Origin of the sequence: Dickeya chrysanthemi NCPPB 402, from assembly GCF_000406105.1 — a bacterium.
Lineage (GTDB): Bacteria > Pseudomonadota > Gammaproteobacteria > Enterobacterales > Enterobacteriaceae > Dickeya > Dickeya chrysanthemi.
In genome coordinates, this window is record NZ_CM001974.1 from 2,529,264 (window position 1) to 2,543,714 (window position 14,451).

The following is a 14,451-nucleotide window of genomic DNA, read 5'->3' on the forward strand; positions in this document are numbered from 1 at the left end:
GCCCAATACCTTGAAAGCATTGAGAATAGCGTTTAAATAAAACGCGAATTATTTAGGGTATATCTGTTGATCTGTATTAAAACGACAGCCCTACCCGATAGCCCACCACCATAGTGTCGGGTTGTAACCATGCCGGGTAGGAAATCGGCCATCCCACGGTTACCTGTTGGCTCAACCAGCGGCTGGCGACGGTCATGCCGACGGCGCCGCCCCATAATGAGGCCGCCGTCGAGTTATCTTGTTTATGGTTATACAAATGACCGCCATCCACCGCCGCCATGAAGGTGACGTTACCCAGCACCGGCAACTGCCATGCCTGCCAGTTCAGTTCGTTACGCCAGTACGCGCCACGATTGCCGGAGGTGTACTGCTCGCGGAATCCGCGTATGGAGGATTCCCCGCCCAGCGTCAGTTGTTCGCTGCCGTACAGCGCGCGCGCCGAGTACTGGCCGTACAGGCTGCCGAGGTAGGTGATGCTATCGGTCACCGGGTGATAGTAACTGGCCGACAGCGTCCATTTATTGAACTCGGCGCGCGGTTCGTCCGCGCTTTTGTCAGTGTCGGTTTCTGAGCCCAACCAGCGCACACCGCGGTTATACGTCGGGTTAAACGTCGCCAGGCCGCCCCACAGTTTCTGACTGTGATTGACGCCCAGCGACACACTGCTCAGTTTGCGGCTGCTGGACGGCAATAACGATCCGTTGAGATAGTTGTTACCGGTTCGCTGGCTAAACGTGCCGGCAATGGCGGTTTTCATCGTGCCGTCGCGGAACACCACGCGGGATAGAGAAAACCGGTGGGTATCGCTGTCGCCGGTGGAATGCCAGGGAAAATCGCGGTTGATAAAGGTATTGCGGTAACGACTTTGGGAATAGTTGTAGCCCAGGTTCCAGTAACCATACGGCATGGAGAAACCGGCTTGCAGGCTTTCGGCATCGTGACTGGTGGCAAAGCGGCTGCTATGGCCGGCGCTGATGAACCATTGATCAGCCAGGCCGAACACATTGTCCAGCGCCAGGCTGCCGTTGAGCTGCTCTTCGCCGGTGCTTTTCTGGCCGCTGTTATCGAAAGTCAGCCCTCCGCTAAACGGTAAATGCGCTTCACGCGTCAGATTCACCACCGAATACCCCGGCTGGCTGCCCGGCTGGATCTCGATCGTGACCTGCTGAGACGGCATGCGGTTCATCTGTTCCATGCCCTGCTCGATATCGCGCAGGTTCAGGATCTCCCCTTCATGTGCCGGGAAGGCCGTCCGGGTCATCCGTTCCGTCTGGTTATTGATGGTGATCTTTTCCAGCCGGCCTTCCAGGATTTCCAGTTGCAGTACGCCGCCCGATAAATCCTGTTCGCTCAAAAAGGCACGGCTGGTGATATAGCCGCGCTGGATATACCAGTTGCTGACGTCGTGCACCAGTTGGTTGATTTGTTCAAGGTTATTGCAACGATTCAGGTAGCCTGCGACCAGCGTCGCCTGGTCGCTCGGGCGCAACAAGGTACTGTGATTAAAACGGATGTCGCGCAGGGTGAAACAGGGGCCTTGCGGCGCGTTATCCGCTTTCAGCGGCGCCTGCGCGATGTCGTTTAACTGCTGTAACGCTTCGCGCTGCTGGCGGGATTGTTCAATCACTTCCGACTGGCGTTGCTGGATTTCGCTCCGCTCCGCCGGGTTCAACGATGCGGAAAACGCAGAGGCGGTATAACCGATGAGGGAAAGACAGGCGATCAGGCCGGTTTTCCTGCTACTGACGGGCATTATGCACATCCATGTAATAGAAACAGAAGGTAAAAATTGCTGAGATAATAATGCGCAAACCTGTCAAAAACAATACAAATACTTACAATTGAATTGACATTAAATGACATTAATAAATCAATAACCAATTGATTTAAAATAAATTACCTTTTATTTATGACAATAAGATCTAAAAAGAACGCATAACATAACGTGAAATAACCATCAGAGATGTAACGGAAAGGGGAACCGGATTTTCATCGAATGTAACAGCCGTTTACTTCTCATCTCTTTCGTCTGTGAGATATCTCGCTGCAGAACCGATCAGGTCGCCCAGATGGAGAAAGATGATGACGAACCAACTCAAGATTGTCAGGCCGGAACACCCCACGGATACCACGCAAAAACTGCCCTATTTTGTCGGTATCTCCCGCGATACGGTAGGTGCAAGACAGCTTTCTATGAATATTGTGGTGATCCCGGCCGGCGCACAGGCGGAACCGCATTACCATGTTGATTACGAAACCGCAATCTATCTGCTAAAGGGGCGGATAGAAACACGTTACGGCACAGATTTATCGCAGACGTGTCTCCATCTGGCCGGCGAGTTTCTCTATATTCCACCCGGCGTTCCCCATCAGCCGCGCAATCTGAGCGACGAGGAAGATGCCATCGCGATTGTGGCGCGTAACGACGCGAATGAACGGGAAAATGTGCGTTTGTACCAGATCGATGACGATGATTAACCGGTCCAGGTAACCGCATAAACCGCATAATAAGAAAAGAGACAGGCTTCCCCGTCTCTTTTTTCGTTTCCGCTTTATCAGGCCAGCACAGATTATCAGGCGTTGGCCAGCTTACCCAGCGACATGTTGGCTATTTTATCGCCGACGACAGCCGCATCGATACCCAGCGATGCACCGCCCGCGCCACGCAGGTTCAGGTTGGTATTGCCGGTATCACCCGCCACCGCGCTTTTGATCATACCCATCGCCTGACGGAATTTGTCCATGCTGGCGCCGGTCATACCGTCATCATCCGGTTTACTCAGCGCTTTAGCCCAGGATTTGTCGTCCGTCTTCGGCGAACTCCAGCCATCTTTCTGGTATTCCGGTTTACCGAATATTTCCGGATACTGATCCATAAACTGGCCGATCTCTTTCGCCATGCCGCGATCTTCTTTATCTACAAAGTGGCGGTTGTTACCGTCTACGTGGGTGCTGACGTTACTCAACGCACTCAGCGCAGCATTCTGCCCCACGCCCATGCCGATGGCATTACCCAACTGGTTGAATGCACCCGCGCCGCTCAGGCCCTGCAAGCCGCCTGCCCCCAGAGAAGGCTGAGAGAAGCCACTCATCGACTGGCCGAGACCGTTGCCGAGAATGGACGACAGTGCGTTGTTCACACCGCTGCCGAACGCATTCATATTACCCTGGGTCATCTGGCTGGCGTTCAGCATTGAATTAGCCAGTTGGTTGCTCTGGTTAGTCAGCTTGGTCACGGTGTCATGACCCAGCAGATCGTCCAGCGCTTTATCAAACATTTTTGACAACGCATCGCCGCCGGATTTCGGTACGGATAGCAGGTTGCTCGCACCCTGCGCGCCATTGCCGAAAGACTGGCCCAGTTGATTGCTCATCCCCAGCCCCTTCGAGCTGGCGCCCAGCCCCTGCGCCAGCGCGCCGCCAAACATCATCGAAGTCAGCGCGGAGGTCAACTTATCGATGGTGCTGCTCAGTTTATCCACGCTGGAACCCAGCGATGAAGCCGCGGAATTCAGTCCTTTCAGTCCCTGAGCACCCAGCCCCAGACCGGAGACGCCCAAATCACCGCCGATGTGCGCTTTGATCGTAATTTGCATAATTTCGTTTCCTCATTCATGTCAGGTGTTCGCAAAAGTATCTGCAACGGATGCCCACGCCGATCCCGATGTAGGCATCATGATGGATACTTGTTACTGAGTGACGCCGACGGTGAAACGGTTCCTCACCGTTACCGTTTTGCAATAAAAAAAGCCGCCTTTATCTTAATGATCGGGCGCGTCCGTTCCCTGTCTGCGGACGCGCCGTCGGTGCTATGGATAGCGACGGCAACGTCATTCCCGCCAGTTCAAACAAACGTTCGATCACCTGCGGATAACTGCCGGGATCCGACGGCAGCGGCCACCAGAGGATCAATACATCGCTGCCGTTCAGGCACAGATGGCAGCCATCGCACTCTGCCGCCTGCTGATAACGACGAGCGAGCAGGCTGCGCAACATGCCGGGATATTGCTGCCCCGGCTGAATCTGCATCATGAGTTCACGCCCGGTGTCCCCAAACTGAAATACCAGATCGACGCCGGATTGCGGCGACCAGCGCGCCGCCTGATGCCGGTTCATCGCGGCCATAAACGCCGTAACGGTGTCGAATACCGTGATGCTGTCGGTCATAGCACGTTCACCCGGGTAAAATCGGCCGCACCGGGGCGCATGTCCGTCTGCCACCAGATCACCATCTGCCGACTGTCGGGATCCGGACGGCAACTCACCGATACACAAGCGCCGGGTGGCGTGCGGGCAGCGCAGGCGCTGAGCAACATGCCGAAAAACAGCAGTAAAGTTTTATAACGCATGGCTTTTCTCCCTAAAGGCTATGGGTGTGAATCGTCAGGGTTTGATTAAGGACGCGCGAGACGGTTGCGCGTTTTTAGCCGGCAACAGCGCCAGATACACCTCGGTGGATTCACCGGGCGCCAGCGTCGTCTTAGGCCAGGCGGCGACCGCCAGCGTACGGCTGTTGGCACAGCTGGCTTCGTCAAAGCGCAGGGGCTGAGTACCGGTGTTTTTCACCACCCCGACCGTCAGGCTGAGAGACAAATTGCTGTACCACTGGTAGCGATTACTCTGATAACTCATTGATGGCGATGTGCGACAAATCTCCGACAATTTCGGCCCGCTGCCGTCAATGGTGAAACCGGCCGGCGTCTGGCCGCTGGCCAGATCGCGCAGGGCATTTTCTACCGTGCCGAACAGATCGGTTTTGCTGTTGCGCTGGGCCACTCGCCCCATGGCGTCATTCAGTTGACGACGGTTATCCGCCGAGACAAACCGGGTGGGATCGTTCTGATCGCCAATTAAGTGCGGCGTGAGAATAAATAACCGTTCACGGCGGGAGACTTCATGCTGGCGTGAGGTGAACAGTTTGCCGATCCAGGGGATGTCGCCGAGCAACGGCACACGCTTATCGCGATCACCGCTCTCTTCGACGTGAAATCCCCCCAACACCAACGCCCGGTTCTCGCCAATCAGCGCCTGCGTACTGACCGTACCGCGTTTCACACCGGACGCGGTGCCTTCGGTATTGGTTTCCACCTGACCGTCTTCAATGTCGATCACCAGTTGGATGCTGCTCGTGCTGCCGTGGCCGACGACCCGCGGCGTCACCTGCAGGCTGGTGCCGGCGGTCACCGGCTGCACATTCGCCACACGCTCGCCGGTGGCGGTAATAAAAGCGGTACGGCTAAAATCGATCACCGCGGGCTGGTTTTCCAGCGTCAGTACCGACGGGTTGGCGACAATGGATGCGGTGCCCTCGCCTTCCAGCGCCTGGATATCAGCGGAAAAACGTTTGAAATCGCTGACAAACAGCGTACTGGAACCTGACATCATGTTGGCACCGCCGGTAACGGCACCCAGTTTCCCTTGCCAGTTGGCTTCCAGCCTGGAGAGCGCCGTGCGGTCCACATCCAGAATGATCGCATCGATGTTGACCAGATTTTGCGGCACGTCGATCTTGTCGATCAGTTGCTGGTATTCATCCCGACGCTTTTCATCGTCGCGCACCAACAGTGCGTTGTTGCGCACATCCGCCGATACCCTGCCGTTAAGCTGATCTTTTTTACGGGACGCCGAAGCAGCGGCGCCGCTGTTACGGCTCGCCAACCGGGCCAACATGGAGCGGGCGTTCATTTCAATCGACTTACTGGCATCCAGCCCACCGCCCGCGCCGTCGGCCGTCGCCATTCCGCCGTCGCTGCCGATACCGCTGCCCGCGCCGGCGGCACCGGCGGGCGTGTTGCGGTTGCCATCCATTAATTCATTCAGAATGGTCGCCACGCCAGGGATCACCAGGCGTTGATCGCGATACTGGATAGTGCGATCCGATACCGAGGCGTAACGCAGCGGAAAGATCATCACCTTGCGACGATCTTCTTTGGTTTCACGCTGCTGACTGAAATTACGGATCAAATTGATGTATTCGGTCGGGCCGGTGACCAGCACCACGCCTTCTTCCGGCAGTTCCCCCCAGCCGAAGCGGGAATCCAGCAAACCGATGCCGGTCAATGCCTGTTTCATGTCCGGCGCGGCGTCTTGCGATACCTCGATACGTACCGAGGTCTGTTCATCCTGCGGACTGACGTATAACACGTTGTTGTAGACGAACCACTGAAAACGGTGCTCCAGCGCTAACCTATCGAGAAACGCAACGGCGTTGTCGGCGCGGATTTTTGCCTCGATATTGACGTCTTCAATGTTGCCCAGCACCAGATCGACGCCATGACCATTGGCGAAATCCTGCAGCACCGCCGATAGCGGCGTCTGTTCGGCGGAATAGGCATAGGCACCCTTGCTCCAGTCAGGCGGCGTCGCCGCATGGGCGCCAGGCAACATCCCCATCAGCACCAGCGACCAGCAAAACAGGCGGTAAAGGTTAAACAATAGTGCATACAGCGCGTTACGCATGCTGATCTCCTTGCAAAAAGCCAGTGTTTTCAGATTCAGCGGCGGCGGCGATGCCGGTCTGGCACGTTGCGCCAGCAGGCTTTGCCAGACATCTCTCTGATTAACCAGCACTTCCAGTGAACGACACAACCGGATTGGGTCATCCGGCTCGCGTCGCATCAGTAACCACAATTGCTCGTCGTTGGCGGACCAACAGAGGGTCGCGGCGTCCATACCCAGTCGCAGCACGGCGGCGAATGAATACCGCAGCGCCTTTTGCAACAGCCGGTCATCCACCGTGGCCGGCAGTGCCACGACGGCGGAACATCCCACGCCGTCGTGATAACGCGTCAGCATCACCGGGCCGTCGTCAATATGTAGCGTCAGTTGACCCGCCACGCTATTGAGCCAGTGCTCAATCACGCCGGGTAACTCAGTTGAAGTCATTGATGATGGCCTTCGCCAAGCCATGCTTGACGCTCAGCATCTGCCCGGCAGCCCAGTTGGCATTGGAATAGTCCATACTGGCTTCATAAAACGCATAGCTATCCGCCATGCTAACCTCCCCTTCCGAGAGAGATTGCGCCATCTCGTCGAGCCGGGATTGAGCATCGACAAATGCGCCGTCCAGCCGACGCTGAATAGGTGAAGATGAAGACATGGTTGCGTACTCCCGTTAGTTGAACTGGTCTGTTTGTTGAACAGATGTGGTTGGCCTGCAGTTGTGTGGCCGGGGAGTGGCGGCGGTTCCATTGGGAATGAAAGATGTGTACAAGGCGGTGAGAAGCAGTGCGCGCGGGTATTGGTGCGAGGTAAACAAACCAAGTAAAAACAGGCCGCACCTGATGGCGACGGCCTGTTACGCTAATCTGAAGTAACCTGGTAAGACGCGTTAAAACGTCGTCGTCCCGTACTGATAGCGGTAGAACCGGCGGTATTCCGGTTTTTGCGGGTTATCCGTCGACAGCGTTTTTTGCAACGATTTGCCGCCGATAAGGCCGGTAATGCCGTAGGACAACAGGCTGGTCTGTTTGTCCAGTTGGCTGATCAGGTCGGTTTTCGCGCCGGCGGCAAGCTGGTCGAGATAACCGTTTTCAATCTGGCTCAACAGGCGGGCCGATTGTTCCCAGTTGGGGTCGAACGACACCAACTGTTGCAAAAACGCAATCGGCGCCACGCCTTTGCCCTGATACAGCGCGGAGATTTCATCCTCTTTGCTGACCGGCGCCGAATGGCGGAAACCGGCCATCACCAGCTTAGCGCGTTTGGCCGGGCCGGCCTGCTTGCCCATTTGCTCAGTAATGAAGCGATACCAGCGGGAATCAAAGGCAAAGCTGGAGCGGGCATCATAACGTGCGCTGTAGACCAGCGTGTCGAACACTTCCCGCCCGCCGAACCATTTGGTTTCCAGCTCGGCCAGGATCTGAGCGAGGGTTTTATCTTTGAGAATGGCATTAAATGCGTTGGTATCCTTGTCGGCATCCTGTTGACCCTGAACCGGGTCAACCACCACCAGTCGAATGGTTTTCGCATTGGCCCAGACGCCAGGGGCCTGATTTTGCACCGCCAGATGATACAACTCGGCCAGAAACTCGGTTAAGCCCACTGCCGCACCGCGGCTATGCCCGCCGACCACCAGTTGATATTCCTTGAGTGTTTTCAGGTAATCCACCAGCGGGAACAGGCTATCCAGCGTTACCACGCCGGCACGGTCGTCATAACCGTTGACCTGATCATAGAGCACGCCCAGCGTTTCACTCATATCCACAAAGCTGCCGCCCCAATTGGCACGCTTGGCCAATGCCTGGGTTTTGGTCAACATGGCGGCGGTGCCGATGCCGTCGATAGCGACGATGGCGCTGAAACCGCTGATTTCAACGTTGGCGAGAAAATCCTGTTTAGTCGTGCCAGTGCCGCAGAACCAGATTAGTACTTTTTCCATAGGTAACCTCTTGGTTTTTAATCGATTAGGTTTATACATTTCCGTCAGGCAATGTAGCGCGGCAAGCGCCTGTGGGCTGTGTGAAAACTACGTAAATTCAGGCCGTAACGATGGCGTAGGGCCTGCAACACCGCGTCCATTGCGATAACGGTTCAGGCAGCGCCAGCCTTCCAAATACCCTCTCAGCTGACTGGGCGGTGCCGAACGAGTGCAGACTACAGGATGATGCGCGCCGGTGAACGTCGCGGGGGTTGTGTGGTAGTCAGGCGGGAAAATGCGCTTGAAAAAGGGATGACGAGTAACGTAAGCGGAGAAAAACACAGAACAGTGCCGGTCATGCCGTCGCCGATAACCTCGGGCGAAGCTGCGCCAGCGCAAGACAACCGCACATCGGCCGCCTTACACTGCCGGGCAGCCTTATCGGGTAATCAGGAGTGATCGCCGTGAAAACCTACCTTGAAAATGACCAACTGAATGAAAAATACCCGGCCCAGACGTTTGCGCTGCGATCGCAGGACGGGAACGCCATCCTCACCGGTCAAATCAATTATCCGCAGGCACCGACGGGCCGCTATCCGTTAATCATGCTGGTGCCCGGCAGCGGTATGCATAACCGGCATTATCTGATTGGCGACAGCGGTTCCCAGGCGGATTTTGTCTTTACTTGTTTAGCGCAGGATTTTCTGGCCGCCGGGCTGGCCGTGTTGCGTTTTGATGGCCGTGGCGTCAAAGGTCACCTGCGCGACAAGGCGCTGGATAACCCGGAATACCTGTTCAATCGAGAGCTGGCTTACCAGCGTTTATTGATCGACGCCGCCGTCCGCCAGACCGTGACCCCGCAAAGTCAATGTGACGACCTCTATACGCTCTGCCGGTACGCCCTCGACCTGCCGCACATTGATCGCCACAATCTTATTTTGCTGGGGCATTCCGAAGGGGCGATTAACCTCAGCCGTCTGGTAGCGCGTTACCCTATCGCCGCCAAAGCGCTGATGTTGGTTTCGCCCACCTTCTCCTCCATGAAACAGCTGATGGAATGGCAACTGATTCATCGTACCGTCACCTGGCTTAAGGCAATCCCCCATACTGGCGACCGGCTCACGCTGGAAGCGTTGAAAAACGGATTCGGCCACAGCCCGCTGGCGTTCTTGCAACCTATCAGCAGTCTGTTGCCCTATAAGGGATATTGGGATGAAGCAGATTTCGACAGCATGACCACCAGATTGCAGGCCAGTTTCGAGCAACAGCGCGATATCACTTTACGCCATGAGGATCAGGAACCCTGGCCCGCCGATGCGCCGTTCACTCAGTCATCCTATGCCTGGTGGAAACAGTGGTATCAGAGTGAGACGCCGGAAATTGAGCATCTGGTGCAGTGTCAAAGCCGCATTATTTGCTATTTCGGCATGATGGATACGCAGGTGAATGCCGCCGCCGAAGCAGCATTATTCGAGCGCGTCAAACACCGTTTCCCGCATGTCGATATCACGCTGCTGCCGGATGTCGGGCACACCCTCGGCATCCACGGACTGTTGGGGCCGATGACGGAATCGTGCGCCGCCCTGCTGGTACAGACGGCGCACGATATCGTGACGACGGGCTGAATGGCGACGTTAATCGCAACGCAGCCTGTCAAGCAAGGCATGATCGGGGTAGCCATCCGCCGGTAACCCCTGTTGCTGCTGATAAGTCCGGATCGCCTGCGTGGTGGCGCGGCCAATGTTGCCGTCGATAGCGCCCTGATAGCGCTGTTTTTCCTGTAGCAGAATTTGCAACGCCTCACGCTCTTTGCGTGTTAACGGCGTTTCCTGATGCGGCCAGGGTTTGAGTACCGGCGTATCCTGCCGGTAGTTATCCGATAGCAAGCCAACGGTAAGGGCGTAGGAAACGTAATTGTTATACCGCAGAATGGCGCGGAAATTATCCGTCACCAAAAACGCCGGACCATTCTTGCCGACCGGCAGCAATATCGAGGCGTTCTCAGCAGACAGCGATGACAGATCTCTGGGTTCGGCGGCCTTCACCCCGAGCGCCTGCCAGTCGGCAACGGTTTTCTGACTATCCAAACCGGAAGCGGCATAATCAAAACCGGCGGGCAGAGTCACTTCCATCCCCCAGGGCACGCCCGCTTTCCATTTGGCCTGTTGCATATAATTGGCTACCGATGCCAGCGTATCCGGGAAAGAGGTCCAGATATCAGGGCGGCGATCGCCATCAAAATCCACGGCGTATTGCAGGTAAGAAGTCGGTATGAACTGAGGCATCCCCATCGCTCCGGCCCAGGAGCCTTTTATCTGCTCTGGCCGCGCATCGCCGTTTTGAATCATGCGTAACGCCGCAATCAGATTCTGCCGGTTAAACGCCCGGCGATAATTGTAGTAATCCAGCGTGGCCAGCGAGCGAATGACCCCTTTGTCGCCGGTATTGGCGCCATAGTGACTTTCAATGGAGAGAAAGGCGAACAGCAATGACGGCTCCACCTGATAACGCTGATCGATGCGGGCCGTCACCTTCGCGTACTGTTTCAGCAAGGTTTTCCCTTGCGCAATGTTATCCGGCGTCACCCGTTGTTCAAGGTAGGTCCATACCGGTGTGATCACCTCGGGCTGTTTTTGCGTGGCGGCCACCACATCGTTGTCTGGGGTCAGGTCGGCAAACGCGTTATCAAAGGTGTCCGCCGTAATTCCCTGAGAAAGGGCCTCCTGGCGCACTTTGGCTTTCCATTGTTCAAAACTTTCATCTGGCGTAGGTAGCCCTGTTGGCGTGTCAGTCACGCCGTGCGATTTCAGCAAGCCCTCAATATCGCGACATTCGCCGGGCGGAGTATGTTTGTGAGCACATGAACTTAACACGCCGGTGACGAGCAACAACACCGTCACCTTCGCCATTATTGATGAGCACCGGGTTCTGTTATTGACCATTCGACTATTCCATTCAGAGACAGAAAACAGCCCAAAGCAGACCCACGTGGTTGCCGGAACATTGCCGGTATATCACTCCGCGGCCCCTCTGGAATCGTTTAACTTCTCTGACAATAGTGCAACCACATACGGGAATATACAGGCGACGACTGACATAACTGTCACGGACGGCGGTTATCCGTAGTATTACATGTGCTTTGGTAACGATGCATTGCGGCCTTGCTTCGCTGTCGTCGGCATCGTCAGTTTAACGAGAACGTCTCCGTCTGCGGCAGCAACTGTTCTACCGCCCGCTGCCAGCTCAGGGTCATAACGCCCTGTGCGGTGATCAATTTCAGGGTATCCTGCGCCAGCGCGTCATCGTTACTCAATTTCCAGCCAAGGTGGCTATGTTCGGTCAGCCAGGCGGACACATCGGCCTGACGTTCGGGATGGCAATACAGCGTGCCGCTGCCTTCTCCGCCTTGTGTACGCAATAACTGGCGCAATAGCGCCGGGTAACGCTCTGCATCGGGTACGGTTTTAAGAAGTTGGGTCATGGCATCGTTCAGCAACTGGCTGCATTGCGATACCAGCCAGCTTTCCATTTGCTCGCGCTCCTGTTGCCAGCCGCGCAATATCTCATCCGCCTGCCGCCAGAATTGTTGCTCCGCCTGCCCGGTGGCAACGGCAATCGATTCATGCGCCTGTCGGCGTGCTTCGTCAAGCAACACATCGGCCTGTTGCCGCGCTTCTTCTATCACCGCCAGGCCGCGTTGATGTTGTTGTAATTGTTCAATCCGAATCAGTTCCGCTTCCTGCACATCCGTTCCTGCTACCAGTTTTAGGCGCCGTCTGGTCAACATATCCTCTCTCCCTGATACCGATGATGCTTACATTGATAATGCCCGCCAAATAGTTTACTAGTTAAACTATTATGATATGAATTATTGCATTTGTACTTTCAGAAACTACCCGGCCAGAAACGACCCGGCTGCGACTTTCCAGATAATGGCGTCGCACAAGCTGGCGATGCGGCCGGCAGGTAAGGCTTCAGCCGGCGTTTCTGCCGCGCCGTCGCACCCGTCTCGCGGGTACAACAGTTGCAGGCGTGACCAGCAGGACGCCGGAAAGCGGCTACGTAATATCACCAAGGCGTCCTGTTCCCGACGCTGGCCGAACGCCAGCGACGAGGGCAGCCACAGGCCGGGACGCAAGGCTTTCGCCAGTCGCCGGCACCAGATGGCCAGCGCGTCAGGCTGTTCACCCTCGGTTTCACGGCATACCGCTGCTATCAGCGCCAACACCTGGCGGCGTTGTTCTGCATTCAACTGCCCCAATTGCAACAGCGCGCTCTCCGGCGGCGGCGGCGCTGTCTCGACGATGCCGAGGCGATGGCGCATCGCGGTATGGTGTACCGGCGCCAGCGCCAGATCGTCTTCGCTGAACGCCACTGCCGTCAGCCAACTGGCATCCGCCTGTCGCAGGCAGCCATAACACCACCACTGAATCCAGTGCAAGGCGTCGTGAACGTCAGAGGCGCTGTGCATACTCAAGCCCCCGCGCCCGGCGGCGTCGGTTTCCTGCGCGCCAGTTGCTGCTCCCACCAGGGCTTGCCGAAACGCCAGCCCAACACGCCCGCCAGCGCCAGCGCCAGCAAACCGGCCAGCCACTGCACTTGCGTCATGGTCTGCGGCGTCAATTGAAACGGCCCCAGCGACACCTTAGGAATATGATCTTTGTAGGGTTCCGCCGGAACAAACACGATGGCCAGGTCTTTATCGCTCTTACCGGCAAGCCCCGGAATGCTGCTGGCCACCATGCGGCGGATACGTGGTTCGATGCTATCCGGCTCCAGCTCTGGCCGGTATTTAATGAATACCGCGGCGGATGCCGGTTGAATGGGTTCCCCCGGTGCAATACGCTCAGGCAACACAACATGAACCCGAGCCACCAACACGCCGTCAATCTGCGTGAGTGTGGATTCCACTTCCTGAGACAAGGCATAAATGTAACGGGCACGCTCTTCCAGCGGTGTCGAAATCACGCCGGTTTTCTGAAACACCTGACCCAGATTGGTGCGGGCCTGCCGCGGCAATCCGGCGGCGTTAAGAATATTGACCGCCCGTTCCATATCTTTGACATCAATCAGAATGCTGACGCCGGCTTTATCCGTACGCTTTTCCGCCCCGATGTGATACCCCCCTAATGCGGCAATCACTTCGTTGGCATCGTTTTCAGAAAGACCGCGATGGAGCTCCACGCGATCACCGCAGCCAACGATCAACATCGCCAGCAGTAGGGTCAGGAATCGGTGCAGGACGGGTTTATTCATCATGGTGCCATTATTATGGGTTGATCATGATCGGGTGAATCATGACGATATTAATGATGGTCTGACTAGGTTTATCGCGAGGTTATTGCAGGTTAGTCAGCTTTTCCAGACTCTGAACACTCTTGGCGACGACCTTGGCATTCAGCAGACTTTCCAGATAAAACGAAGACAACGTTCGGGTGGCATCCATCACATCTTTGGGGTTATTGCTGTTGATGCTTTTGCCCACCTGGCGTTCCGCCTTCTGCAGCATGTTTTCCAAATTGTCGGATTTTTCCGCCAGCGCCCCGAGCCAGGCCTTATTGTCCGGCGTCGTCGGCGTTGTCGGCGCGGCAGGCTCCATCGCAGCGCTAAACCAGGTCACATCCGCTTGCGCAGGAACATCAATGCTGCGCGGTTCACCGTCGTTGATCACTCCCTGAACTTCATTGACACGGGTAATTTTCATCATGAGTCCGTTCCTCTTTGATGGATGTTCATCTGACAAAAAAACCGGGGGAACTCCCCCCGGTAGTCGACTACCTACACAACATCAGAACTGAATAGCTTTGGCCGCTTTCTGCCCGGAGTTCATGGCCTTGGAGGCAGAATCCATCTGGCCGTCGGTGATTGAGCTGATAGCATCGGTTTGCACTTTCTGTGCCTGAGCAGCGGTAGTCATCGCCGTGGCCGATGCCATGGCTTTGTCCAGAGTCTGCATGCTTGCCAATGAGGCTGCGTTAGAAAGTCCCATCATGATAGATATCTCCAGTTAACAGTTAATTGATAAAGTGGTTTCGCTAATGAACTCTGCGACTTACATAGTCATCGTGTTCATAGATTAAGTAGGAGATATG

15 protein-coding genes are annotated in these 14,451 nt (G+C 56.0%); 2 read left to right on the top strand and 13 right to left on the bottom strand.

Features of this window, described 5'->3' with window-relative positions:
- Positions 1 to 76: 76 nt before the first annotated feature.
- The gene (locus DCH402_RS11330; protein ID WP_040001175.1) at positions 77 to 1,753 is read right to left on the bottom strand and encodes a ShlB/FhaC/HecB family hemolysin secretion/activation protein; all 1,677 of its coding nucleotides are present in this window, start codon (positions 1,751 to 1,753) and stop codon (positions 77 to 79) included.
- A gap of 326 nt (positions 1,754 to 2,079) precedes the next feature.
- Here DCH402_RS11330 and DCH402_RS11335 point away from each other — a divergent pair, with 326 nt between their 5' ends.
- Entirely contained in the window at positions 2,080 to 2,478 is a 399-nt protein-coding gene (locus tag DCH402_RS11335; protein WP_200864850.1) for a cupin domain-containing protein, read from the top strand.
- Positions 2,479 to 2,573: 95 nt separating this feature from the next.
- On the opposite strand, the gene hrpN is transcribed toward DCH402_RS11335, so the two are convergent.
- The 6 genes from hrpN to DCH402_RS11365 all read right to left on the bottom strand — a co-directional run bounded on the left by hrpN (position 2,574) and on the right by DCH402_RS11365 (position 8,380).
- Positions 2,574 to 3,596 (bottom strand): harpin HrpN, encoded by a 1,023-nt coding sequence (gene hrpN / locus DCH402_RS11340; protein ID WP_040001177.1) that lies wholly within the window; start codon positions 3,594 to 3,596, stop codon positions 2,574 to 2,576.
- A 160-nt stretch (positions 3,597 to 3,756) separates the two neighbouring features.
- Positions 3,757 to 4,167, bottom strand: a complete 411-nt coding sequence (gene hrpV, locus DCH402_RS11345; protein WP_040001178.1) for an HrpV family type III secretion system protein — start codon at positions 4,165 to 4,167, stop codon at positions 3,757 to 3,759.
- A complete protein-coding gene (gene hrpT / locus DCH402_RS11350) occupies positions 4,164 to 4,349 on the bottom strand; it encodes an HrpT family type III secretion system protein (protein ID WP_040001179.1) in 186 nt (61 codons plus the stop codon). Before hrpT ends, hrpV begins: the two co-directional genes overlap by 4 nt.
- A gap of 34 nt (positions 4,350 to 4,383) precedes the next feature.
- Complete coding sequence (gene sctC / locus DCH402_RS11355; protein ID WP_324607066.1) at positions 4,384 to 6,885, bottom strand: type III secretion system outer membrane ring subunit SctC; 2,502 nt, start codon at positions 6,883 to 6,885, stop codon at positions 4,384 to 4,386.
- Positions 6,872 to 7,099 carry a type III secretion protein HrpF gene (locus tag DCH402_RS11360; RefSeq protein ID WP_012769625.1) on the bottom strand — a complete coding sequence of 76 codons (228 nt, stop codon included), beginning with the start codon at positions 7,097 to 7,099 and terminating at the stop codon, positions 6,872 to 6,874. Before DCH402_RS11360 ends, sctC begins: the two co-directional genes overlap by 14 nt.
- A gap of 231 nt (positions 7,100 to 7,330) precedes the next feature.
- Positions 7,331 to 8,380: a hypothetical protein gene (locus DCH402_RS11365; protein ID WP_040001180.1), complete on the bottom strand. Its 1,050-nt coding sequence runs from the start codon at positions 8,378 to 8,380 to the stop codon at positions 7,331 to 7,333.
- Positions 8,381 to 8,823: 443 nt separating this feature from the next.
- On the opposite strand from DCH402_RS11365, the gene DCH402_RS11370 reads away from it, so the two are divergent.
- Complete coding sequence (locus tag DCH402_RS11370) at positions 8,824 to 9,984, top strand: alpha/beta hydrolase (RefSeq protein ID WP_040001181.1); 1,161 nt, start codon at positions 8,824 to 8,826, stop codon at positions 9,982 to 9,984.
- Positions 9,985 to 9,993: 9 nt separating this feature from the next.
- Here the strand turns inward: DCH402_RS11370 and DCH402_RS11375 are convergent, their stop codons facing one another.
- The 6 genes from DCH402_RS11375 to DCH402_RS11400 form a co-directional block, all read right to left on the bottom strand.
- Positions 9,994 to 11,301, bottom strand: a complete 1,308-nt coding sequence (locus DCH402_RS11375) for a lytic murein transglycosylase (RefSeq protein WP_040001182.1) — start codon at positions 11,299 to 11,301, stop codon at positions 9,994 to 9,996.
- A gap of 242 nt (positions 11,302 to 11,543) precedes the next feature.
- Positions 11,544 to 12,146 carry a type III secretion system stator protein SctL gene (gene sctL, locus DCH402_RS11380; RefSeq protein ID WP_040001183.1) on the bottom strand — a complete coding sequence of 201 codons (603 nt, stop codon included), beginning with the start codon at positions 12,144 to 12,146 and terminating at the stop codon, positions 11,544 to 11,546.
- 105 nt (positions 12,147 to 12,251) lie between these two features.
- A complete protein-coding gene (locus DCH402_RS11385; protein ID WP_040001184.1) occupies positions 12,252 to 12,830 on the bottom strand; it encodes a hypothetical protein in 579 nt (192 codons plus the stop codon).
- Between the two features lie 2 nt (positions 12,831 to 12,832).
- A complete protein-coding gene (gene sctJ / locus DCH402_RS11390; RefSeq protein ID WP_040001185.1) occupies positions 12,833 to 13,615 on the bottom strand; it encodes a type III secretion system inner membrane ring lipoprotein SctJ in 783 nt (260 codons plus the stop codon).
- An 82-nt stretch (positions 13,616 to 13,697) separates the two neighbouring features.
- Positions 13,698 to 14,066, bottom strand: a complete 369-nt coding sequence (locus tag DCH402_RS11395; protein WP_050583299.1) for an EscI/YscI/HrpB family type III secretion system inner rod protein — start codon at positions 14,064 to 14,066, stop codon at positions 13,698 to 13,700.
- Between the two features lie 81 nt (positions 14,067 to 14,147).
- A complete protein-coding gene (locus tag DCH402_RS11400; protein WP_040001186.1) occupies positions 14,148 to 14,354 on the bottom strand; it encodes a hypothetical protein in 207 nt (68 codons plus the stop codon).
- Between the last annotated feature and the right edge of the window lie 97 nt (positions 14,355 to 14,451).

What these genes read in the sequence shown, in the direction of transcription:
- DCH402_RS11330 (WP_040001175.1), bottom strand. Translation starts at nt 1,753, where the DNA reads ATGCCCGTCAGTAGCAGGAAAACCGGCCTGATCGCCTGTCTTTCCCTC.
- DCH402_RS11335 (WP_200864850.1), top strand. Translation starts at nt 2,080, where the DNA reads ATGATGACGAACCAACTCAAGATTGTCAGGCCGGAACACCCCACGGAT.
- hrpN (WP_040001177.1), bottom strand. Translation starts at nt 3,596, where the DNA reads ATGCAAATTACGATCAAAGCGCACATCGGCGGTGATTTGGGCGTCTCC.
- hrpV (WP_040001178.1), bottom strand. Translation starts at nt 4,167, where the DNA reads ATGACCGACAGCATCACGGTATTCGACACCGTTACGGCGTTTATGGCC.
- hrpT (WP_040001179.1), bottom strand. Translation starts at nt 4,349, where the DNA reads ATGCGTTATAAAACTTTACTGCTGTTTTTCGGCATGTTGCTCAGCGCC.
- sctC (WP_324607066.1), bottom strand. Translation starts at nt 6,885, where the DNA reads ATGACTTCAACTGAGTTACCCGGCGTGATTGAGCACTGGCTCAATAGC.
- DCH402_RS11360 (WP_012769625.1), bottom strand. Translation starts at nt 7,099, where the DNA reads ATGTCTTCATCTTCACCTATTCAGCGTCGGCTGGACGGCGCATTTGTC.
- DCH402_RS11365 (WP_040001180.1), bottom strand. Translation starts at nt 8,380, where the DNA reads ATGGAAAAAGTACTAATCTGGTTCTGCGGCACTGGCACGACTAAACAG.
- DCH402_RS11375 (WP_040001182.1), bottom strand. Translation starts at nt 11,301, where the DNA reads ATGGTCAATAACAGAACCCGGTGCTCATCAATAATGGCGAAGGTGACG.
- sctL (WP_040001183.1), bottom strand. Translation starts at nt 12,146, where the DNA reads ATGTTGACCAGACGGCGCCTAAAACTGGTAGCAGGAACGGATGTGCAG.
- DCH402_RS11385 (WP_040001184.1), bottom strand. Translation starts at nt 12,830, where the DNA reads ATGCACAGCGCCTCTGACGTTCACGACGCCTTGCACTGGATTCAGTGG.
- sctJ (WP_040001185.1), bottom strand. Translation starts at nt 13,615, where the DNA reads ATGAATAAACCCGTCCTGCACCGATTCCTGACCCTACTGCTGGCGATG.
- DCH402_RS11395 (WP_050583299.1), bottom strand. Translation starts at nt 14,066, where the DNA reads ATGATGAAAATTACCCGTGTCAATGAAGTTCAGGGAGTGATCAACGAC.